Source organism: Iodobacter sp. CM08 (genome assembly GCF_033446605.1).
GTDB lineage: Bacteria > Pseudomonadota > Gammaproteobacteria > Burkholderiales > Chitinibacteraceae > Iodobacter.
The window spans coordinates 13,643-36,433 of record NZ_JAWQUO010000008.1; the positions used below are offsets into that span (position 1 = coordinate 13,643).

Sequence of the window (22,791 nt, forward strand, 5' to 3'; positions counted from 1 at the left end):
GCCATCAGTCTCAATGTAGAAGAAATTGAACCGGGCGTAGTAGTGGACCAAATAAGCCCCATTACTATCGACGCAGCAACCATGGGTGTTAGCAGTGTTAGTCTGACGGCACCACTTCAAATGTGATTGTGACGATTGTGGGTACCAACGACGCAGCTATCATTACCCCGAATAAACCAGGTGATGATGCGGGCCAAGTTAAAGAAGATGTAACTCTGACTACCGGCGGCACGCTGCTGGTCAATGACAAAGACGCTGGCCAATCCAGCTTCCAAGCACAAACTGACACCACCGGTACTTACGGTAAATTCAGCATCGGTACGGATGGCAAGTGGACTTATGTTCTGAACAATTCAGCCACTAATGTTCAAGAGCTAAAAGAAGGCGATACCCGCACTGAAACCTTTACCGTTAAAACGGCCGATGGCACAAGCAGCACGGTGACTGTTCAGATTTCCGGCACCAATGAATCCGCCACGGTCGGCCAAGGCGCAGTGCAAGAAGACACCATCACCTCCAGCAGCGGCGCACTAACGGCTAGTGGTGGGGCAACCTTTGTTTCTCAAGCAAACACGGCTGGCACTTATGGCTCATTGACGCTGGGCAGCGATGGCAAGTGGACCTATACACTCAACAACGCCGCTGACAATGTACAAGCGCTGAAGACGGGTGAATTTAAAACCGAAAACTTCAACGTCACCCTGAGCGATGGCAGTAAAACCACCATCACCATTAATGTGCAGGGCCTAGACGACAAGGCCATCATCACCCCAAGTAAGCCGGGTGATGACGCTGGCCAAGTTAAAGAAGATGTGACTCTGACTACCGGCGGCACTTTACTCGTTAATGACAAAGACGCTGGTCAATCTAGCTTCCAAGCACAGACTGATGTTACTGGCACTTACGGCAAGTTCAGCATCGGCACGAACGGCAAGTGGACTTATGCACTGAATAACTCAGCGGCCAATGTTCAAGCACTGAATGAAGGCGAAACCAAGACTGAAACCTTTGCGGTGAAGTCGGCTGACGGCACCACTTCAAATGTGATCGTAACGATTGTGGGTACAAACGACGCAGCCATCATCACTCCGAATAAACCAGGTGATGATGCGGGCCAAGTTAAAGAAGACACCGTTCTTACAACTGGCGGCACTTTACTCGTTAATGACAAAGACGCTGGCCAATCCAGCTTCCAAGCACAAACCGACACCACCGGTACTTACGGCAAGTTCAGCATCGGCAGCGATGGTAAGTGGACTTATGCACTGAACAACTCAGCCACCAATGTTCAAGAGTTGAAAGAAGGCGAAACTAAGACTGAAACCTTTGCAGTGAAGTCTGCTGACGGCACCACTTCAAATGTGATTGTGACGATTGTCGGCACAAACGATGCAGCCATCATCACCCCAAGCAAGCCAGGTGATGACGCTGGCCAAGTTAAAGAAGATGTGACCCTTACAACTGGTGGCACGCTGCTGGTGAACGACAAAGACGCTGGTCAATCTAGCTTCCAAGCGCAAACCGATACCACCGGTACTTACGGTAAATTCAGCATTGGTACGGACGGCAAGTGGACTTACGCGCTGAATAACTCAGCCACTAACGTCCAAGAGTTGAAAGAAGGCGAGACTAAGACTGAAACCTTTGCAGTGAAGTCGGCTGACGGCACCACTTCAAATGTGATTGTGACGATTGTAGGCACCAACGACGCAGCTATCATTACCCCGAATAAACCAGGTGATGATGCGGGTCAGGTTAAAGAAGATGTGACCCTTACAACTGGCGGCACGCTGCTGGTGAACGACAAAGACGCTGGCCAATCTAGCTTCCAAGCACAGACTGACACGAGCGGTACTTACGGTAAATTCAGCATCGGCAGCGATGGTAAGTGGACTTACGCGCTGAATAACTCAGCCACCAACGTCCAAGAATTGAAAGAAGGCGAAACCAAGACTGAAACCTTTGCAGTGAAGTCGGCGGATGGCACCACTTCAAATGTGATCGTAACGATTGTGGGTACCAACGACGCAGCTATCATTACCCCGAATAAACCAGGTGATGATGCTGGGCTGGTTAAGGAAGATACAACATTGACCACCAGCGGCACGCTGCTGGTCAATGACAAAGACGCTGGCCAATCTAGCTTCCAAGCACAGACAAATACCAACGGTACTTACGGTAAATTCAGCATCGGCAGCGATGGCAAGTGGACTTATGCGCTGAACAACAGCGCAGCCAATGTTCAGGCGCTTAAAGAGGGTGAAACCAAGACTGAAACCTTCGTGGTGATGTCGGCGGATGGCACAACGTCTAATGTTGTGGTTTCCGTGCAGGGTACCAACGACGCGCCAACCAGCACGGGTGGCTTGGTTACTGGCTCCGAAGATACCGCCTATGCCTTTAAATGGAATGACTTTAATGCCGTCGATAGCGATACTGCGGCAAGCAGCCTATCAATCAAATTAAGCTCACTTCCTGTGGATGGGGTATTGCAATTTAATGGTGTAACCATTACAAACCCAGCCCAATTCACCATCAGCAAGGCCGATATTGATGCGGGTAAGCTGACCTTTGTGCCAGATGCAAATGAATCTGGTAACAATAGCTTTAATACCATTGGCACTGGCGATCAGAAATCGGACTACGCAAAATTTGATTACCAAGTAAATGATGGCAGCGTTAGCAGCGATAAAGTCAGCATGGTGGTTGATATCAAGCCTGTGGCCGATATGCCTATCATTAGCATTGGCGGGATCAACTTAGTTAATGGCTCAACCACCACCGTTACGCCACCAAAAGGTAATGGTTTAATCCAGCAGTACTATGCACCAGACGCAAATGACAATCTAAACACCACCTCGGCCAGAACGCCAACACTGATCGAAACAACGCTTGAGGGCAAAACGCCAACCAGCACCACGCTGGTAAGCTCAGCCGATGTGTATGTAGATAATGGTGCATCTGCGCCAAGTGGTATCGCTACTGATTCTGCTTACAGAGTCAGTGGTTTAGTTTACTTAGAAGAAGGTAAAAACTATACGTTCAGCGGCTATGTTGACGATACTTCCCTGCTTAAAGTTGGCGGCGTCCAACTAATGAATCGCCCTTACGATGGCTATGGCACATTTACCGCCACACCATTTGTACCTGGCAAATCAGGCTACTACACCGTTGAGTTTATCGTTTACAACGCATCCAACGTAGGTGCGATGGATCTAAATGTAAGCGTTAATGGCGCAAAAGCCATCGACTTTAACACCAGTAACTTCTCGCTCTATAGCAATTTAGCTCAGCTAGAAAGCACCGGCGGTTTGCACAGCAATCTGGTGACTACCGGCGATGGCGGCTACTACCCGCAGGGTATCAGTGGGCAGGAAGACTCTTATATCCAGCTCTTTGGCTTAGCTGCCAAACTCAGCGATACCGATGGCTCCGAAAAACTACAAAGCCTTTCTCTCACCGAGCTTAAAGCAGGCAGCACCGTATTTGATAACGTGAATACATTTAACGTGCCGAGCGATGGTTCAACTTTGAATCTCAAAGGCTGGGATTTAAACAGCCTGCAAATCAGACCACCGCTTAATTTCTTTGGTGAGTACAAGGTAGGCCTGCAAGCCGTCAGCGTAGAAAACAGTACCGGTGAAACGGCAACAAACAACGCCATTGTCTCGATTCAAGTGGCCAATACTAACGATGCGCCAAACACCAACGACGATAGCGCAAATATTAGCGAAGATAGCGCAACAAACCCAATTACCGGCAATGTGCTTAGCAATGATATCGACGTAGATGGCGACAAACTGGTGGTTCAAGCCGTTAACAACAATGCAGCTAATGTAGGCAAAACCATCAATGGTCAATTTGGCCAGCTTACAATCAGCGCAGATGGTAGCTATAGCTACAAGCTAGACAATAGCAATCCACGTGTTAACGCACTTAACGACAGAGATAGCTTAAGCGAGAAATTCACCTACACCGCATCCGACGGCAAAGGCGGCACATCCACCGCCACGCTCACGATCAATATTCAAGGCCACACCGATCCGGTGGTGATTATGGGCTCCAGCTTCAATGATCAGATTGGCGATATGTATGGCGAATCCACCACGCTTTGGGGCACAGAAAAAACCGAAGGCACAGTGATTGATCTGCAACTAGGCGGAGGTGCCACTTCAACCGCACCAAACCCAAACCCTAGCGAGCGCTTCCAATACACCCAGTCGGTTGACCAAGTGATTGATGCGGGCGGCGGTAACGATTACGTTGAATCGGGCCGTGGTGATGATGTGATTTATGCTGGCGACAGCGATTCTGCTGGCTATAAGTTTGCTGACATTCTGGGTCACAAACTAATGACACTGGATCTGAGCTCTTTAGTTGACCCAAGCACCCAGCTATTTAGTGCAGCCGTTGGTGTCAGCAATCCAAAGGCAGATGTGGTGAACGGCGGTAGCGGCAACGATGCCATTTTTGGCCAGACAGGGGTGGACCTGCTCTACGGCCACACCGGCAATGATTACCTAGACGGCGGTAGCGATAACGATGCCTTACGTGGCGGCTTAGGCGATGATGTACTGCGCGGTGGCTCTGGCAACGATGTACTCAAAGGGGACGCTGGGGATGATGTCTTCCTCTGGATGCCAGGCGATCAAGCGATTACCCGCGGTGCCACTGCAGCAGGTACAGGCAATGAATTTGGTGTAGCGGCAAACATCAATCTAGTTAAAACAGCGACCGACGTGGTGATGGATTTCAATCAAAACGTCACCACGGGTAACAACGATAAACTAGATATGCGCGATCTGCTTATCGGCGAAACCCATGGCAGTAACGATATTGGCAACCTGCTTAACTATCTGCACGTTGAAAAAACCGGTGGCAGCACCGTTATTCACGTCAGTACCGCAGGGGAATTTAATGCTGGCTACAACGCCGGCAAAGAAGACCAAACCATCATCTTGCAAGGCGTTGACTTAACTGGTGCAACAGATGCAGATATTGTAAAAAACCTACTGCAAAACAACAAACTGATTGTTGATTAAGCCTTCGCTTTAAGCTCCAAAACGGCTCTCTAGGGAGCCGTTTTTTATTGCCTATAGCTCCATCCCCTCAATAAAAAAACACCTACTTGTAAGCAACATGAAGCTTTTGCTTCATCTTTGCCCGTTAATATACGCCCCTCACAGCATCAGCACTTTGCCCGTTAGCACTGTGAACGTGGCAAAAAACAAACCGATTGGCGCTGTCGTTCTAAATTAAAAATCAGATAAAAGAGAAATAAAAACCATGACCCAACCCACCTTTAACCGTGTTTTTAATGTGCTATTTTTATGCACCGCTAATTCAGCCCGCAGCGTAATGTCTGAAGGCTTACTCAATATCCTTGGCCAGGGCCGCTTTAATGCTTACAGCGCGGGCACCCACCCTAGCGGCCAAATTCATCCTTACACCATAGAATTACTGCAAAGCATTGGCTATGAAACCAGCCATTTGCACTCAAAATCATGGCAAGAATTTGAGCATAGCAACGCACCACATATGGATATTATCATTACCGTTTGCGATAAAGCCCACGGTGAAGCTTGCCCCGCCTGGCCTGGCCACCCGATCAGCGCACACTGGGGCTACGAAGACCCACGCGGTGATACCGAAGAAGAAAAGCGTGCTTCATTTAGCAAAATATTCGCCCAAATTAAACGCAGAATCGATCTACTTGTCAGCCTGCCTTCAGAAAAATTGCAACATTTATCACTGAATGACACCGTGAAAGAAATCGGAAAAACCACCATCTAAACTAAAAAACCCAAGGTGCAGCATACCTTGCTGGCTATAGCTGCCAAGGTATGCTGCCCTCTTGAGGCATCTACAAACCTGCCAACCACGCAGCAATATTCCTTTTAAATTAGCCCCTCGGCCAACTACATTCGCCAGCAAGATGATTCAAATCATCTTTTTGCACTTGAAATCCCCCCTGCCTCACCCCCATCTCTAGAGTAAGAACTTATACGAGGAGGTGTTCAAGATGCGTTTTGATAAGCTGACCACAAAATTTCAACAGGCCATTGGTGATGCGCAAAGCAGCGCCAATGCCCATGACAATCCCTATATCGAACCCCAGCATGTTTTAGCGGCCCTACTCGCCGATGTGGATTCCGGCACGCCTGCCCTACTGGCGCGGGCGGGGGTCAACGTCACCGCACTCAAAAATGCACTCACCGCCGCTATTGAGCGCCTGCCAAAAGTAAGCGGCAACGAGGGTGACATCAGCGTTTCTAAAGAGCTGAGCAATCTACTTAATCTGACCGATAAAGCCGCACTCAAGCGCGATGACCAGTTTATTTCTAGCGATTTATTCTTACTGGTTTTAAGCAGCGACAAAGGTGAAACAGGCCGTTTATTAAGAGAAAATGGCGCAAACAAAGAAGCCGTTGCCGCAGCCATTGATGCCGTACGGGGTGGGCAAAGCGTAAACAGTGCTGAAGCGGATCAAAACCGCGAAGCGCTAGATAAATATTGTATGGATCTTACCGCCAGAGCCCGCGCTGGTAAGCTCGACCCTGTCATTGGCCGCGATGATGAAATCCGCCGCGCCATGCAAGTGTTGCAGCGCCGCACCAAAAACAATCCGGTACTGATTGGCGAGCCTGGCGTGGGTAAAACCGCGATTGTAGAGGGCCTTGCCCAACGGATTGTGAATGGCGAAGTACCCGAATCGCTCAAATCTAAACGGGTACTGGTACTTGATCTGGCCTCCTTGCTGGCAGGCACCAAATACCGTGGTGAATTTGAAGAGCGTCTAAAAGCCGTGCTCAACGAGCTAGCCAAAGACGAAGGCAATACCATTATTTTTATCGATGAGCTGCACACCTTAGTGGGCGCGGGTAAAACCGAAGGCTCGATGGATGCGGGCAATATGCTCAAACCCGCGTTGGCGCGTGGCGAGCTGCACTGCATCGGCGCAACGACGCTGGATGAATACCGCAAATACGTTGAAAAAGACCCTGCGCTAGAACGGCGGTTCCAGAAAGTGATTGTGGCCGAGCCAAGTGTCGAGGCCACCATTGCCATCTTGCGTGGCTTACAAGAAAAATACGAAATCCATCACGGGGTAGAAATCACCGACCCTGCAATTGTGGCCGCCGCCGAGCTGAGCCATCGCTATATCACCGATCGCTTTTTACCGGATAAGGCGATTGATCTGATTGACGAGGCTGCCGCCAAAATCAAGATGGAAATCGATTCCAAGCCCGAAGTCATGGATAAGCTAGATCGGCGCATTATCCAGCTCAAAATTGAGCGTGAAGCCGTAAAACGTGAAAAAGATGAAGCATCCAAAAAACGCCTTGCCCTAATCGAAGAAGAAAGCGCACGGCTAGAGAAAGAATATTCAGACTTAGAAGAAATCTGGAAAGCCGAAAAAGCCAGCGTACTGGGCAGCCAAGCCATCCGCGAAGAAATTGAAAAAGTAAAAGTAGCAATGGACGCCGCCCAACGTCAGGGTGAATGGGATAAAGCCAGCGAGCTGCAATACGGCCAACTGCCCCAGCTTGAAGCCAAGCTAAAAGCCGCCGAAGCCTCTGAAGTCAGCGGCGGTAAATTAAAACTGCTGCGCACGCAAGTTGGCGCAGAAGAAATCGCCGAAGTGGTGAGCCGCGCTACCGGCATTCCGGTTAGCCGCATGCTGCAGGGCGAACGGACCAAACTGCTAGCGATGGAAAACGCCTTGCATCAAAAAGTAGTGGGGCAATCCGAAGCGGTACGCTTAGTTTCCGATGCCATCCGCCGCTCGCGTGCAGGCCTATCAGACCCTAACCGCCCTTATGGCAGCTTTTTATTCCTAGGGCCAACCGGCGTAGGTAAAACGGAGCTAACTAAGGCATTAGCTGAATTTTTATTTGACTCGCCCGATCATTTAATTCGCCTCGATATGAGCGAATTTATGGAAAAACACAGCGTATCCAGATTAGTGGGCGCGCCGCCAGGCTATGTGGGGTATGAAGAAGGCGGCTATTTAACCGAGGCCGTTCGCCGCAAACCCTATAGCGTGATTTTGCTCGATGAAGTCGAAAAAGCGCACCCGGATGTGTTTAATATCCTGCTGCAGGTGCTGGACGATGGCAGGCTCACCGATGGCCAAGGCCGCACGGTAGATTTTAGAAATACCGTGATCGTGATGACCAGTAATCTGGGCAGCACGCAAATTCAGGCTATGGCCGGTATGGATTATCAGCTCATTAAAATGGCGGTATTAGCCGAGGTACAAGGCCATTTCAGGCCGGAATTTGTAAACCGTATCGATGAAATGGTGGTGTTTCATTCGCTGGATCAAGCGGCAATTAGAAACATTGCCCGCATTCAGCTTAATCGCTTGCAAGGGCGTTTAGCCCATATGGAGATTGAGCTGAGCATCACCGATGCAGCGCTCGATCTGGTTGCGACAGCAGGATTTGATCCCGTTTATGGCGCAAGGCCTTTAAAACGCGCCATTCAAGCCGAAATTGAAAACCCGCTATCTAAGGCAATCCTAGAGGGCAAAGTCAGCGCGGGGCATGTACTGACTATTGATGTTGACAATGACGCCCTGTGTTTTAAGCAATCTACATAAAAGATGTGGAAATTCAAAACGGCGGCCTGAGGGCCGCCGTTTTTATCTACGGCTTGCTCAGCAAAATAAAATTCAGCACAAAATCCCACTAAAAACGCGTCATCCCCGAGTGCTTTTACCGGAGATCCAAAGGCTTTGAGTACACCGCAACGGAATTCCCGCCTAAGCGGGAATGATGCTATACATTACTGAGCAAAGCGGCTAATCAAGAAAAGCATAGTTTGCGATAAACACTGTGCTTTTAATTCAATGCTTGTATTTCTTTAAATTATTCACAAATCTCTTAATTATGCGATAAGCTAAACGATCAAACTTTGAAAAAAATGTAATGAAGCAAGCACTTACATTTCTTAACCCAGAGCGATATTTCATCGCCTTTATCCTGTTTATCGGCTATGTGGGCATTGGGTTTATTAATATTCAGCAGGCGCATTTATCCCCAGGCCATCTTGCTGTTATTTGGCTGCCCGCAGGTATTGGCTTATTAATGGCACTGGAAATTGGCCCTGCTGCATTTATCTTTATTTTTTTCGCAAGCTTTATCCTCAACACTCCCACCTATTACTATATCAACACCCCAAGCAATACTCACCCCCTGATCACATCGCTGCTTGTTGGCATTGGCACAGCACTCATCGACGTGTGGCAAGCATATATGGCAGCCAAAGCTTGGCAGTTTTTTCTTACAAAACATCATCGCTCCCCTTTACAAAAACCCACTGACCTCCCCTATTTCTGGGGGAAAATATGCTTTATACCCGCCCTATTCAGCATGGCGCTCACCCATACTTTGCTAAGCCTAAGCAGTATTATTAGCACGCAGGATGGATTCAGTAACATTCAGCAAATGTTTATGCTGATTATGGGGGATACCGCAGGGCTATTTATCGTGGCGCCGATTTACGCCAGTTGGAAATCCAGCGCATTCAAATATAGAATCCGCCCCGCCATTCCTTATTTTTTTGCTTTAATCTTGATTATTGCCTTGGGGTTTCTGCTCTATAGCTATTTGATGATGCTTATTTTGCCTATCTTACTTTTGATTGCCATTCGGTTTCGATTAGCAGGAACCTCACTCGCATTACTGATTGTTTTTATGCTTTCAATGATAGGAACCACCCATCATATTGGGCCTTTTTTTACCCCCAGCGAGCCTCTTTCTTTCCTTAATTTACAGTTATTTCTATTTTCAATTGGGCTGACTCTGCACTATTTAGCGCTGTTACAAGAACTACTCAGCCATAGCCATCTTCAGCTAGAAACGGAAGTGACCTTAAGAACCGAAGCATTGGCCGCAGCCAATCAACGCCTAGAAGAATTAGTCACCACGGATGAGCTAACCGGTGTTGCCAATCGGCGCGAATGGCAGCGCCGTTGTGAGGAGGCCATTATTTACGCCCGCCGCTATCAGCAACCGCTGTCTATCTTGCTGATTGATATCGATCACTTCAAAAACGTTAATGACCAGCACGGACATTTAGCTGGCGATTTAACCCTGAAAGAGCTGTGCCGAGTTTGCACCGCCGAGCTACGAGCCACGGATAGTTTTGCCCGCTGGGGTGGCGAGGAGTTTGTGCTGCTACTCCCTGGTACCACACAGGTAGAAGCCATCTTGGCGGGCAATAAATTACGCATCGCGGTAGAGAATCAAGCCCTAGTTGAATACCACGAACAGAAAATCCGCATCACCATCAGCGTGGGTGTAGCCATGCTAGAAGACAACGATAGCAGCTTAGATCATCTATTAAATCGGGCCGATCAAGCCATGTACGCCGCAAAAGCCGCTGGACGCAATCAAGTACAGTGCGCAATTAGCTCTACAGCGTTTAATCATTAACTAAAGTGATACACACATTGTAGGGGCGCTGCTTGCTGCGCCCCTACAAACATCAACTTAGACCAATGTTATTGGTATCAGCTCCCCGCAAGCAAAAACGACTTTCTTCTTGTTACAACAATGCTTTTGGCCCAACGGCCAGATTCATACCAAACAAGAAAACCACGTGGCCATTATCACAAAACAACGCCAGCATAAATTAACGGGCCGTATAAATTCTTATCCATCTTCACTTTTGGATAGATAAGAAACCCGAATCCAGCCTCGTCAAATAGGGCAACGCCGCTGACACCGGTAGCTTACTTAGGCGGCTGGTACAGCGGTGCTACGTCCATATAAATATAGGTGCCATCTACTTTGCCATTACGAATATTGAAAATATCAGTCACTGGCAAAGTAATTTCGCTACCGTCGTGGCGGGTGTAAGTGACTTCCATTTGAGCCAAGATAGAGTCTTTGTCTTGCCACTCTTTGATAACGCGATGTTTAACCCCTTTCACACTTTTGAAAAAATCCACCTGCGCTTGGTAAATGGCCGCTTTACCTTGGGCCTCTGGAAAATTGCCAAATTTGAAACGAGCGTTTTCCGTCAGCAGTTTGGCAAAGACGGCTGGATCCATGCTATCAATCGCATTGGTAATGGTTTGAATTTCAACTCCGGAAGCCGGAGGGGCCGCTTGAACATAAGCCACGGTGCTAAGCATTAGGACAGATGCAACAAAAATCTTTTTCATAACTAACCTTTTTATGTTTATGGAGTGAAACAGCACTATTTAGCCGAGCCTAAAATTCGTAACACTGAGGTGGAATACCCTCCTCAATAATTTTCACAAATCAAACGTAATAGCGGGCTCTGGTGTGGATAGAAATGTGCGCTTATTTGCATAATTAGATAAGTCGTATATGGCTATAATCAATTTCAAGCATTTATTGAAGATCAATACCGTGGAAACTCTGACCAATCTGGAATCATTTGTCCGTAGCGCGGAGGCCGGCGGTTTTTCTGCAGCGGCCCGTACGCTGGCTCTCACGCCGGCAGCAGTTAGCCGCAATGTGGGCATGCTGGAAGCCAATCTAGGTGTACGGCTATTTCATCGCAGCACACGCCAGCTCACACTAACCGAGCAAGGGGAGCGGTTTCTGTATGCAATTCGAGGCAATTTGCATGCGCTACAATCAGCCATTAGCGATATGAATTCTGAGCGTGATGAGCCCAGCGGGGTACTCAAAGTCAGTATGGTGCCATCGTTTGCCATGGAATACGTGCTGCCACTAGTGCCCGCATTGATGGCGCGCTATCCGCGTATCCGCCTTGACTGGCAGCTTGAAAACCGCCAAGTCAACCTAGCTGGCGAAGGAGTAGATGTGGCAATGGGTGGCGGCATCCAACTCGCCCCTGGGGTGGTAGCACGGCATGTAGGGCCCGCACATGTCGTGGCGGTGGCAGCGCCCAGCTATTTGCAAGGGCGCGCCATACCGGAGCAGCCTCGTGATTTGGCTACGCTGGCGGGCATTGTGATGCGCTCGGTGCAAACTGGGCGGGTGCAGCACTGGACTCTGCGCAATGCTCAAGGCGATGAAGCGCTGGCGGCGGTGCAAGAGCAGCTCGTTTTAAACGATCCCGATGCCATCAGCCAAGCAGCAGTACTGGGGCTGGGCGTGGCCTTGGCTCCCATGCCGCATGTGCTAGCGCACTTAGAGCAGGGCCGACTGGTGCGTTTATTGCCTCAGTGGTACGCCGATGCTGGCTCGATCAGTATGTACTACTCCAGCCGAGTCCTACTGCCCGCCAAAACACGGGTATTTATTGACTATGTGGTAGCGGCTTTTGCGGAGCAGGATTTAGCACGGCGGTTTTCAGGAGCCCCTGCTGCTGCCCCTCTTACATTGTTGTCAAAATAGATAGCTAACACGTCATATTCAACAAATGGATTGCAAGTCTTTTGCATCTAAAAGCGCCTACTTATCAACACTGGAACCTCCGCATAAACCACGCTCCTAGACAGCCTCTCTGGGGCATGAAAGCAAGCGGACAATTCAATTTGAGCAATAGGAAAAAGCCCTAGCAGAATCAGCTTCGCAGCGATTTCAACAGTAAAAAAGCCTAGTAATTGGCTAAAAAACGCTGAAGGGGTTCAGAACCATAATGGGAAAAGAGATTCCTTAAGCAATATGTGATTTAGTCACCTATTTGTACTATTCAACATTACAAATATCGAAATTATTGCTATAGTAAAATCGACGTTTACAGGCAATATCCCATTCAATACAAGGGCATATTGCGTGTATTCGCTTTCCCACCCATAAAAGGCCACGGATTTTGGTCATTATAGGAGACGCATGAGTACCGCCACCCCATACCGTTTTCATCACACTCTTAGCATGCCGGTATTTCTACCCAGCATGATTTTAATCGGCGTTTTGCTCGCTATTTGTACCCTCAACCCCGCCGCCGCAGAGCAAATATTCTCGCATGGTCAAACGTGGATCTCGGCAAATTTTAGCTGGTTCTACATTCTGTCCGTTGCTATTTTTATCGTCACCCTTATCGCAATCGCCTGCAGCCCTTACGGCAATATCCGCCTTGGCCCAGACGATGCCAAACCTGAATATAACTTCACCTCTTGGGTTGCCATGCTGTTCGCCGCAGGCATGGGGATTGGCCTGATGTATTTTGGCGTGGGCGAGCCCATGCAGCATTATTTATCGCCACCACTGGCCGAAGGCAGCACTATGGCTGCCGCCCGTGAAGCGATGAATATGACCTTCTTTCACTGGGGCTTTCATGCCTGGGCGATTTACTGCTTAGTGGGCCTAGTGCTGGCTTATTTTGGCTTTCGCTACAATCTGCCGCTCACCATTCGCTCCGGCCTTTACCCCATTTTGCGTGACCGAATCAACGGCCCAATGGGACACGCTGTCGACGTATTTGCCCTTTGTGGCACCATCTTTGGTATCGCTACCACCCTAGGCTTTGGCATTTTACAAATCAGCGCGGGGATTGCATCCCTCACCGGCTGGGATACTTCTGGGCTTAATTTTAAATATGGCTTAATTGCCGTCGTTATTGGCTTAGCTGGCTGCTCAGCCGCATCGGGCTTAGATAAGGGTGTACGCCGCTTAAGCGAGCTAAACCTTAGCCTTGCCATTATCCTGATGCTGTTTGTATTATTTGCAGGGCCAACGTTATTTCTACTTGGCGCTTTTGGTGACAATCTTGGAAATTATTTTTCCAGTATTGTGGAGTTGACTTTCCGCTCTTATACCTATGAGCCAACGCAAAAAGAAGGCTGGTTTAGTGGCTGGACGCTGCTCTATTGGGCGTGGTGGATTTCATGGTCGCCGTTTGTGGGGATGTTTATTGCGCGTATTTCCCGTGGCCGCACCTTGCGTGAATTTATCATCGGCGTAATGCTGATTCCCGCGCTATTTAATCTGGTTTGGATGACCATTTTTGGTAACACCGCCATCTGGCTAGATATGCATACCGCTGCCGGTGCGCTATCGCAAACCGCGGGCAATGTGGATGCACTGCTTTTCAAATTCTTTGAATTCCTACCGCTAGCTAAAGTCACATCCTCCATTGCCATTTTGCTGATTGCCGTATTTTTTGTGACCTCGGCCGATTCTGGTGCCTTTGTGCTCAATACCATTGCCACCCGTGGCGCAGAAAAATCACCGGCTTGGCAGTGCCTATTTTGGGCAGGCTTACTTGGCGTGACCGCCGCAATTCTACTCACAACGGGTGGTTTAAAGGCATTGCAAGCCGTCACCTTAATTGCCGCCCTACCTTTCACGGCCATCATGCTGCTGCTCTGCTTTAGCCTCTGCAAAGGCTTAGCGGCCGATCGTGAACACTTCTCACAAAAATTTTCACCTGGCACTACCTTTTGGACAGGCCAGCACTGGCGCACACGTCTTACGCAAATTCTGCAAGAGCCACGCTTAAGCGATGTTGAAAAGTTTATTGCAAAAAGCGTAGAACCCGCGCTCAAAGAAGTCGCCGCCGAGCTGCAAAAACAAGGCTTAGAAGCATCCGTGCTCGTTGGGGACGATAAGGCCGTTTCTTTGATTGTGCCACAAGCCAATCTGCGTAATTTTGTCTACGGCGTGCGGCCATTAAAACAGCCTGTGCCTGCTTTTGCCCTCAGGGACGCATCGCTACCCATGTCTAGCCGTCCTCATCATTACGTGCCCATCACCTTCTTTGAAGACGGCCGCCAAGGTTACGATGTGCAATATATGATTCAGCAAGAGCTGATTGCCGACGTGTTAAAACAATATGAACGCTATTTAAGCTTGGTACACAATAAAGATACCCATCTGCTGAATTCTGCCCCTGGGCATACTTAAAGCATAAGCACCAAAATCCAAACGCCCACCGTTTCAAGTGGGCGTTTTTTATTGCTAGGTAAAATTGACAAAATCGGTCTAAGTGGTTAAATTCCCAAGACCAAAGAGGAGAGAGTAGCTAGGGAAAACCCCAGTTACCGCCGAAGGCGCAACGCCCGCGAACGCTCAGGCAAAAGGACTCTTTGGCATCAACACTCTGGAGAGCGGCGTGCACAACGCCCACCGAAGGGGCTAACAAAACGGATCGTCATGAGCCGTTTTGGAATCTCTCAGGTACCAAGGACAGAGGGGCCGCTGCATCTAAAAAGCCGAATCGGCTTGCAGCGCCATGCCCGAGAGTGCCATGTCCGCCCAACTTCACACTACCCCACTTCATGCAGCCCACCGCGCAGCCAACGCCCGTATGGTCGATTTTGGTGGCTGGGACATGCCCGTTAATTACGGCTCACAAATCGAAGAACACCACGCTGTTCGCACTGACGCGGGCATGTTTGATGTAAGCCATATGCGTGTGGTGGATATCAAGGGCGAACAAGTTCGCGCCTTTCTGACCCGCGCCATTGCCAATAATGTGGCCAAGCTTAAAGTTTCTGGCAAAGCACTCTACTCCTGCTTGCTTAACCCACAAGCCACGGTGATCGACGATTTAATCGTCTATTTCTTCGCCGAAGATTACTTCCGCCTTGTGGTGAACGCGGGCACAGCAGATAAAGACATCGCATGGTTGCAGCAGCTTAATAGCGATTGGAGTACTGGCCTGACCATTACCTCCCGCAACGATTTAGCCATTTTGGCCGTGCAAGGCCCAAACGCCCGCGCTAAAGTTTGGCAAGTTCTGCCTGAAACTCAGGCTGCCAGCGAAGCACTTAAACCATTCAACGCCGCACAAATTGGCGATGTAATGATCGCCCGCACCGGCTACACCGGTGAAGACGGCTTTGAAGTGGTACTGCCTGCTACGCAAATTGAAAACTTCTGGAATCAGCTAATTACTGCAGGCATTCGCCCTTGTGGCCTTGGCGCACGCGACACGCTGCGTTTAGAAGCCGGTATGAATTTGTACGGTCAAGATATGGACGAAACCATTAACCCACTGAATGCGGGCTTGGCGTGGACAATTGATCTGGTTTCCGAACGCGATTTCGTCGGCAAAGAAGCCCTCATCGCCCAAGGACAAACTCAACAATTCCTCGGCCTATTGCTGCTAGATAAAGGCGGCGTACTGCGTGGTCATCAAGTGGTGCATACCGAACACGGGATCGGAGAAATCACCAGCGGCACGTTCTCGCCAAGCCTACAACAATCTATCGCCATGGCGCGTTTACCGCTGGGCGTGGCCATTGGCGACACCGTACATGTAGCCATCCGCGACAAAAAACTAGCCGCCCGCGTAGTGAAAATGCCTTTTGTGCGCAACGGTAAATCACAGCTTTAAAAAACCTACGCAAATAGAAACGACTCAAAACCCAAATCTTAAAACACGGAGGACACAGAGAACACGGAGTTTCACGGAGAAAACCTTCGAGACTTTGTTTTTCTCCGTGACCCTCCGTGTTCTCCTAAACTCTGTGGTTCAAGGTTTGGGTTTTGAGAAAAACTACTGAGCTTGTTATTAATTATTTAAGCCAAATTTCTTTTATTCTTTTTATGCTATTTACAGACCATATTTATTAGCACTAACCCCATATCGGAGTACTTTTATGTCTATCCCTGCAAATTTGAAATTCACCGACACTCACGAATGGTTACGTCTAGAAGCTGACGGCAGCATCACCATCGGTATTACCAACCACGCGCAAGAAGCGCTGGGCGATATCGTGTTTTTGGAGCTGCCAGCAGCCGGCACACGCTACGCAAAAGACGACGCTTGTGGTGTGGTTGAGTCAGTTAAAGCCGCCAGTGATATCTACGCGCCACTGGCGGGTGTGATTCTGGAAAGCAATGACGACTTGACCAACGCTCCAGAACAAGTCAACACCGACGCTTACGGCGCATGGTTATTCAAAATCACCCCAGACAACGCCGCCGACCTCGATGCCATGCTGAGCGCCGCCGATTACGAAAAAGCCATCGGCTAATTTTCATAGTTAAAAAAACCTGAAACCCAAATCTTAAAACACGCAGACCACGGAGAGCACGGAGTTTCACGGAGAAAACCTTCAATTAATTTGTTTTTCTCCGTGGCCCTCCGTGTCCTCCTAAACTCCGTGGTTCGAGGTTTGGGTTTGATGGGTTCTGACCTTTTGCCTCATCCCCTTTTACGGTTGCCGCCATGACCACTGCATCTCTTAGCCATCTTGAAGATCACGCCGCTTTTGTGGCTCGCCATATTGGCCCTAATGCTGCGGAAGAAGCCGCAATGTTAGCCACGCTTGGCTATGCAACGCGTGCAGATCTGATTAAAAACATTGTTCCTGCAGCGATTGTCCGCGCAGATGCACTGCCGCTGGGTGAATTCACCCAAGCAAAAAGCGAAGCAGAGGCCCTTGCCACGCTAAAAGCGATTGCTGGCAAAAATGTCCTGAAGAAGAATTTCATTGGTCAGGGCTATTACGGCACCCATACGCCTAGCGTGATTTTGCGCAATATTTTAGAAAACCCAGCTTGGTACACGGCTTACACGCCTTACCAACCAGAAATCAGCCAAGGCCGTCTGGAAGCAATTATTAACTTCCAGCAAATGATTTGCGATATGACGGGCATGGCAATTGCCAATGCATCGATGCTGGATGAAGCCACGGCTGCCAGCGAGGCCATGACGCTGTTGATGCGCATGAGCAAAAACAAATCGAGCATTTTTTATGTTGCCGCAGACGTACTGCCACAAACCCGCGAAGTGATCGCCACCCGTGCAGCCCCACTGGGCATTGAAGTGCGCACCGGTCTTGGCGAAGCAGGCGACGGCTTTGGTGTGCTGCTGCAATACCCTGGGGTTAGCGGTGAAGTGTCTGACTACCGCGCACTGGTGGCTGATTTACACGCCAAAGGCACTTTAGTCGTTGTCGCTGCTGATTTACTGGCGCTCACCCTACTGGCAGCCCCTGGCGAATGGGGCGCCGATGTGGTGGTTGGCAATAGCCAACGCTTTGGTGTGCCGCTGGGCTTTGGTGGCCCACATGCGGGTTTCTTAGCCACCCGCGATGAATTCAAGCGCTCTATGCCAGGCCGCTTGGTGGGGATTACCATTGATGCCCAAGGCAAGAGCGCTTACCGCCTTGCATTGCAAACCCGCGAGCAACATATCCGCCGCGAAAAAGCCACCTCCAATATCTGTACCGCCCAAGTATTACTGGCGGTGATGGCCAGCATGTACGCCGTTTACCACGGCCCCGCAGGCTTGAAACGCATCGCGCATCGCGTACACCGCCTCACCAGCATTCTGGCAGCGGGCTTAAAGCAGCTGGATGTCACCGTACTGAATAACAGCTGGTTTGATACGCTGACTATTAGCGTGAAAGAAGCCGCTCTAATCCACGCTCTAGCGCACAACCACGGGCTGAATCTGCGCCAGATTGACGCAACTACCGTGGGTATTTCGCTAGATGAAACCAGCAACCGTGAAGACATTGCCGCACTGTGGCATGTATTTGCTAGCGGTAAAGCCCTGCCAACAGTGGACGCCATCGATGCAGAAATCGCAGGCGCATTGCCAGGCGACTTACTACGCCAGTCTGATTTTCTGACTCACCCCACCTTTAACCGCTATCACTCCGAAACTGAGATGATGCGCTACCTACGTAGCCTGGCAGATAAAGACCTAGCACTTGATCGCACCATGATTCCGCTCGGCTCTTGCACCATGAAGCTCAACGCGGCCAGCGAAATGATGCCGGTCACTTGGCCAGAATTTGCCAATGTCCACCCATTTGCCCCGGCTGCGCAAACCGAAGGCTACCGCGAAATGATCGCCCAACTAGAAGCCATGCTCTGCGCGGCTACTGGTTATGCGGGTGTAAGCTTGCAGCCTAATGCGGGCAGCCAAGGCGAATACGCTGGCCTGCTGATCATTAAGGCTTACCACGCCTCGCGTAATGATGCGGCGCGCAATATCGTGCTGATTCCGGCATCCGCACACGGCACTAACCCAGCCTCCGCTCAAATGGCAGGGCTGGATGTGGTGGTGGTGGCTTGCGATGAAGCAGGCAATATTGATCTAGCCGATTTACGCGCCAAGGCGGATAAGCACAGCCAAAATATCGCTGCGATTATGATTACCTACCCAAGCACGCACGGCGTATTTGAGGAATCAGTCACAGAAGTCTGCGATATCGTGCACGGCCACGGCGGCCAAGTGTATATCGACGGCGCAAATATGAACGCCATGGTGGGCCTATGTGCACCTGGCCAGTTTGGCGGCGATGTTAGCCACTTAAACCTGCACAAAACCTTCTGCATCCCTCACGGCGGCGGCGGCCCAGGTGTTGGCCCAGTGGCTGTGGCAGCACACTTAGTACCGTTTTTGCCTAATCAGCAAAGCAGCGGCTATGTGCGCGGCGAACAAGGGATTGGCGCAGTCAGCGCCGCGCCGTTTGGCTCGGCCGCGATTCTGCCGATCTCATGGATGTATATCGCCATGATGGGGGCGGAAGGCCTTAAGAGCGCGACTGAAATTGCGATTTTAAACGCCAACTACATCGCCAAACGCCTCGCGCCTTTCTACCCAGTGCTTTACAGCGGGCACGATGGCTTGGTTGCGCATGAGTGCATTTTAGACTTGCGTCCACTCAAAGAGCTAAGCGGCATCAGCAATGAAGATGTGGCCAAACGCCTGATGGATTATGGCTTCCACGCACCCACCATGAGCTTCCCCGTGCCTGGCACGCTGATGGTGGAGCCTACCGAAAGCGAATCAAAAATCGAGTTGGATCGTTTTATCGACGCCATGATCGCCATTCGTAGCGAAATTGATCGCGTGGTTTCGGGTGAATGGACATTGGCCGACAATCCGCTGGTTAACGCACCGCACACCGTAGAAGTACTAACGGCAGAAGTGTGGGAACACGCGTATAGCCGCGCTACTGCCGCCTTCCCGCTAGAAAGCGTTCGAAAAAATAAATACTGGCCACCGGTTGGCCGTGCCGACAACGTTTACGGCGATCGCAATCTATTTTGCGCTTGCTTGCCGATGTCTGATTACGAATAAGTAGTTTTTAAAACATGAAGCACAGGCCATCCGCGAGGATGGCCTTTTTTTATGCCGCACTGACTAATAAAGTACTTAAGCGCAAAAGGTTAACCACCAGCCCTAGGGCCTGTTGCCGTTTCATTCACAATTGCGCTGGGCGGGGAAAAGCCCTCGCACGCGGAGGGTTGGCTATATTGCTAGAAATAAAACATGTTGGTGGAGTAAAAAATGCGATCAATGCAACTGCTGTTGGGTATGGCTCTTCTCCAACTAGCATGTAGTGCGCTAGCAGCCCCTTATAAGGCCGTCTTCATCCCGAAAGGGGCTACTCAGGTTTTCTGGAAGGAAATGGCACGTGGTGCGCAGGACAAAGCAAAGAGTTTACATATCGAGCTGGTTTGGCGAGGCCCAAGTTCAGAAGATGACGTGGATGCACAAACTCACATTATGGCTTTTTACATTCAGGAAAAATATTCTGGAATTATTCTAGCACCCAATTCTACGGCGCAACTTGATAAGCCGATTCGGGAAGCCGTGAATAAGGGCATTAAAATTGTTGTTGTGGATTCGCCGCTAGCAGAGCAAAACAGCTTACCTTATGTGGGCACAAACAATAAAGAAGCAGGCGCTCTTGCTGCAGCTCAAGCCGCTAAAGATTTTCCGCAGATAAAAAAAATATTACTCCTTAGATACGCCCCCAAGCATGGCTCAACCACCGAGCGCGAAAAAGGATTTTTAGACCGCATCCATAAGTTACTACCCAAAGCAGAAATTATTGATAAGCAATATGCCGGTGTAACAATGCAAGATGCCGAATCCAACGTAAGCGCAATTCTGAGCCGAACTCCAGATATCGATCTTATTTTCACCCCCAATGAATCCAGCACCGAGGGTGCAATACGCGCACTTAAAGCAAAGAACCTTGCAGGTAAAATAAAACACTATGGTTTTGATTTTAATCACAAAATAAATGAAGCCATCAAAGACGGCAGCCTAAATGGCGTGGTGATACAAGATCCCTATTTAATGGGGCAAAAAGCCATGCAAACACTTTTTAAACTACTAGAGAAAAAGCAAATCCCCGTAATTTTAGAAACCCCCGCCCTTTTGATTACCAATAAAAATATAAATAATTCAGAAGTCAGGGTAAAGACTGATCCATTTCTAAAGCTATATGCTAGATAACTAGCACTGATATCGCTTAGGGTGGGTAAAACCTGCGCGTATTGTTAAATAAAGTGCTCGCTTCATCCCAACTCTATCAACTTTAATACAATTGCTAACTTATGTAAGCCGCTTTATTGCACCAACAAAGCCTATAAAAGCATCATTTATTACAGCTTTTTCTTAAACGAATAGAAGGAACCCCACCTCAATTAAGACTTAAATATAGGCGTGCGATTCGCTGCTTTGCTGCGGCTATCTAATTCCGCAATCAATACCGGTAATTTCGCCTTTGCCGCTTGCTTTAGCTGCTCACTAGCTTCGGTATAGACTTTGGTAGAACGAAACCAATCAGCGCTAATGCTATCCCCAAGGCGATCAGAAATTAAATGCCATGCATAGGCATCCACCAGATTGTTCTCCTGCAGATACAGCTCAGAGATAATCGCTGCAGAGCGAATATTGCCCGCCACCAGCGCATCTTTAAATGTTGATTTAGCCTGATTGGCGTAATCGGTCTGCGGATCATAATCTGGATTTTCTGGGTTTTTATTTAATTCAAAGTAATACTTTTCACCCAGATGCACCATGGCATACGCATCGCCCGCCTTGGCCATTTTCTTTAAGCTCTGCAGATCTTTAGTTAAATAATCCGCAGGCACCATATAGCCCAATGCTTCCATTTTTTTGCGACGGGCAGCTTCTTCTGGGCCAATCACTTCTTTATCCGGCGTCATTAGCGCGGTATTTAAATGCGGATCGGTTTTAAGCTCATCACTGCTTAAATCAATACTTTTATTTTTTGCAAAAGGCGATGCCTGCAGCATGGCTGACTGGCTCAGCGACGATGCTGCGGTTGACGCAGCCGATGCCGACACCCCAGCAGAGGATAACGCAGCTAACTTATCCTGCTGCAACCCTGCCCCCTTTACTAACGCACTCATAGAAATAGGCGACTGCCATAAATAAACCACGCTACCGCCCAGCAAGGCAAGTGCAATCATCCAATTCTGTTTTTTCATATTTTGCCCCACTCCATCGCCCCTGATGCCCATGCTTAAGCACGGGCATCAGCAAGATCGCTGTTAATTATCTTGGCAAATTATTAAAACATTTTAGTAAATCACCCTGAGCATAGCCCCAGCGAGTAAATGCATCACGCTGAGCCGGTGTGCCATGCGTACTGTAATCGGCAGCAGCACGAGCACTGCTCACCGCAGCCTCTAGAAAAGACGAATAGCCCAAATTATTAACCGCATAACGGATAAATGAGCCGCCATTACAATCGGCCTGCAGCTCTTGGTAAGGTGCACGCAGATTAATGCCATTGGCAAACTGAATAGAATGGCCCCACTCATGTGCCAGCACCATTTTTGCGGCGTAATTACCGTGCTGTGTTTCCTGAGACTGTAAAAACTGTGTACCCACGCTAATGATGCTTGGGCCGCAGGCCATTGCGTTTGGACTAGGTTCACCGCAGGCGCGTTGATCAATATAGATAGTCGGATTGGCGTAACGGCCCTTTTCCTGACTAATTTCTGAGCCGGTTTTGGTAATATAAGAACGGCTTACTGTCGCGGCCTGAGATAAGCTCGCCACGCCCAGCGCGATTGCAAGTACCAGATGCTTTGTCATTGTCTGACCTCCTAGGTTTATTGTTAGTTATTGCGCCGATATTCTGCCGAAAGCAATTAACAACTAAGAATC

General features: G+C 49.3%; 13 protein-coding genes and 1 riboswitch. Of the genes, 10 read left to right on the forward strand and 3 right to left on the reverse strand.

The features are described 5' to 3' along the window. Positions 1–122: 122 nt before the first annotated feature. From R6242_RS05860 to R6242_RS05875, 4 genes are all read left to right on the forward strand, one after another. On the forward strand, positions 123–5,042 hold the full coding sequence (locus R6242_RS05860) for a VCBS domain-containing protein (RefSeq protein ID WP_318424947.1): 4,920 nt from the start codon (positions 123–125) through the stop codon (positions 5,040–5,042). Between the two features lie 244 nt (positions 5,043–5,286). After that, positions 5,287–5,793, forward strand: a complete 507-nt coding sequence (locus R6242_RS05865; RefSeq protein ID WP_318424950.1) for an arsenate reductase ArsC — start codon at positions 5,287–5,289, stop codon at positions 5,791–5,793. A 229-nt stretch (positions 5,794–6,022) separates the two neighbouring features. Next, a complete protein-coding gene (clpB, locus tag R6242_RS05870) occupies positions 6,023–8,605 on the forward strand; it encodes an ATP-dependent chaperone ClpB (RefSeq protein ID WP_318424952.1) in 2,583 nt (860 codons plus the stop codon). A 328-nt stretch (positions 8,606–8,933) separates the two neighbouring features. Continuing rightward, positions 8,934–10,442, forward strand: coding sequence for a GGDEF domain-containing protein (locus R6242_RS05875; RefSeq protein WP_293935372.1), 1,509 nt, complete (start codon positions 8,934–8,936; stop codon positions 10,440–10,442). 299 nt (positions 10,443–10,741) lie between these two features. Here the strand turns inward: R6242_RS05875 and R6242_RS05880 are convergent, their stop codons facing one another. Continuing rightward, positions 10,742–11,176: a nuclear transport factor 2 family protein gene (locus R6242_RS05880; protein ID WP_293935375.1), complete on the reverse strand. Its 435-nt coding sequence runs from the start codon at positions 11,174–11,176 to the stop codon at positions 10,742–10,744. 169 nt (positions 11,177–11,345) lie between these two features. Here R6242_RS05880 and R6242_RS05885 point away from each other — a divergent pair, with 169 nt between their 5' ends. The 6 genes from R6242_RS05885 to R6242_RS05910 all read left to right on the forward strand — a co-directional run bounded on the left by R6242_RS05885 (position 11,346) and on the right by R6242_RS05910 (position 21,105). Further along, positions 11,346–12,344: a LysR family transcriptional regulator gene (locus R6242_RS05885; RefSeq protein ID WP_318424956.1), complete on the forward strand. Its 999-nt coding sequence runs from the start codon at positions 11,346–11,348 to the stop codon at positions 12,342–12,344. Between the two features lie 438 nt (positions 12,345–12,782). Then, complete coding sequence (locus R6242_RS05890) at positions 12,783–14,795, forward strand: BCCT family transporter (RefSeq protein WP_318424958.1); 2,013 nt, start codon at positions 12,783–12,785, stop codon at positions 14,793–14,795. Between the two features lie 95 nt (positions 14,796–14,890). Then, positions 14,891–14,986, forward strand: a riboswitch (glycine riboswitch). A 152-nt stretch (positions 14,987–15,138) separates the two neighbouring features. Continuing rightward, positions 15,139–16,230, forward strand: a complete 1,092-nt coding sequence (gcvT, locus tag R6242_RS05895; RefSeq protein WP_318424960.1) for a glycine cleavage system aminomethyltransferase GcvT — start codon at positions 15,139–15,141, stop codon at positions 16,228–16,230. Between the two features lie 265 nt (positions 16,231–16,495). Further along, entirely contained in the window at positions 16,496–16,873 is a 378-nt protein-coding gene (gene gcvH, locus R6242_RS05900) for a glycine cleavage system protein GcvH (RefSeq protein WP_318424962.1), read from the forward strand. A gap of 194 nt (positions 16,874–17,067) precedes the next feature. Beyond that, positions 17,068–19,938, forward strand: a complete 2,871-nt coding sequence (gcvP, locus tag R6242_RS05905) for an aminomethyl-transferring glycine dehydrogenase (RefSeq protein ID WP_318424965.1) — start codon at positions 17,068–17,070, stop codon at positions 19,936–19,938. A gap of 210 nt (positions 19,939–20,148) precedes the next feature. After that, complete coding sequence (locus tag R6242_RS05910; RefSeq protein ID WP_318424968.1) at positions 20,149–21,105, forward strand: substrate-binding domain-containing protein; 957 nt, start codon at positions 20,149–20,151, stop codon at positions 21,103–21,105. Positions 21,106–21,296: 191 nt separating this feature from the next. On the opposite strand, the gene R6242_RS05915 is transcribed toward R6242_RS05910, so the two are convergent. After that, complete coding sequence (locus R6242_RS05915; RefSeq protein WP_318424970.1) at positions 21,297–22,106, reverse strand: hypothetical protein; 810 nt, start codon at positions 22,104–22,106, stop codon at positions 21,297–21,299. Between the two features lie 67 nt (positions 22,107–22,173). Beyond that, positions 22,174–22,719, reverse strand: a complete 546-nt coding sequence (locus R6242_RS05920; RefSeq protein WP_293935707.1) for a hypothetical protein — start codon at positions 22,717–22,719, stop codon at positions 22,174–22,176. Positions 22,720–22,791: the final 72 nt, after the last annotated feature.

What these genes read in the sequence shown, in the direction of transcription:
- clpB (WP_318424952.1), top strand. Translation starts at nt 6,023, where the DNA reads ATGCGTTTTGATAAGCTGACCACAAAATTTCAACAGGCCATTGGTGAT.
- R6242_RS05885 (WP_318424956.1), top strand. Translation starts at nt 11,346, where the DNA reads ATGGCTATAATCAATTTCAAGCATTTATTGAAGATCAATACCGTGGAA.
- R6242_RS05915 (WP_318424970.1), bottom strand. Translation starts at nt 22,106, where the DNA reads ATGAAAAAACAGAATTGGATGATTGCACTTGCCTTGCTGGGCGGTAGC.
- gcvP (WP_318424965.1), top strand. Translation starts at nt 17,068, where the DNA reads ATGACCACTGCATCTCTTAGCCATCTTGAAGATCACGCCGCTTTTGTG.
- R6242_RS05875 (WP_293935372.1), top strand. Translation starts at nt 8,934, where the DNA reads ATGAAGCAAGCACTTACATTTCTTAACCCAGAGCGATATTTCATCGCC.
- gcvH (WP_318424962.1), top strand. Translation starts at nt 16,496, where the DNA reads ATGTCTATCCCTGCAAATTTGAAATTCACCGACACTCACGAATGGTTA.
- R6242_RS05910 (WP_318424968.1), top strand. Translation starts at nt 20,149, where the DNA reads ATGCGATCAATGCAACTGCTGTTGGGTATGGCTCTTCTCCAACTAGCA.
- R6242_RS05920 (WP_293935707.1), bottom strand. Translation starts at nt 22,719, where the DNA reads ATGACAAAGCATCTGGTACTTGCAATCGCGCTGGGCGTGGCGAGCTTA.
- R6242_RS05880 (WP_293935375.1), bottom strand. Translation starts at nt 11,176, where the DNA reads ATGAAAAAGATTTTTGTTGCATCTGTCCTAATGCTTAGCACCGTGGCT.
- gcvT (WP_318424960.1), top strand. Translation starts at nt 15,139, where the DNA reads ATGTCCGCCCAACTTCACACTACCCCACTTCATGCAGCCCACCGCGCA.
- R6242_RS05865 (WP_318424950.1), top strand. Translation starts at nt 5,287, where the DNA reads ATGACCCAACCCACCTTTAACCGTGTTTTTAATGTGCTATTTTTATGC.
- R6242_RS05890 (WP_318424958.1), top strand. Translation starts at nt 12,783, where the DNA reads ATGAGTACCGCCACCCCATACCGTTTTCATCACACTCTTAGCATGCCG.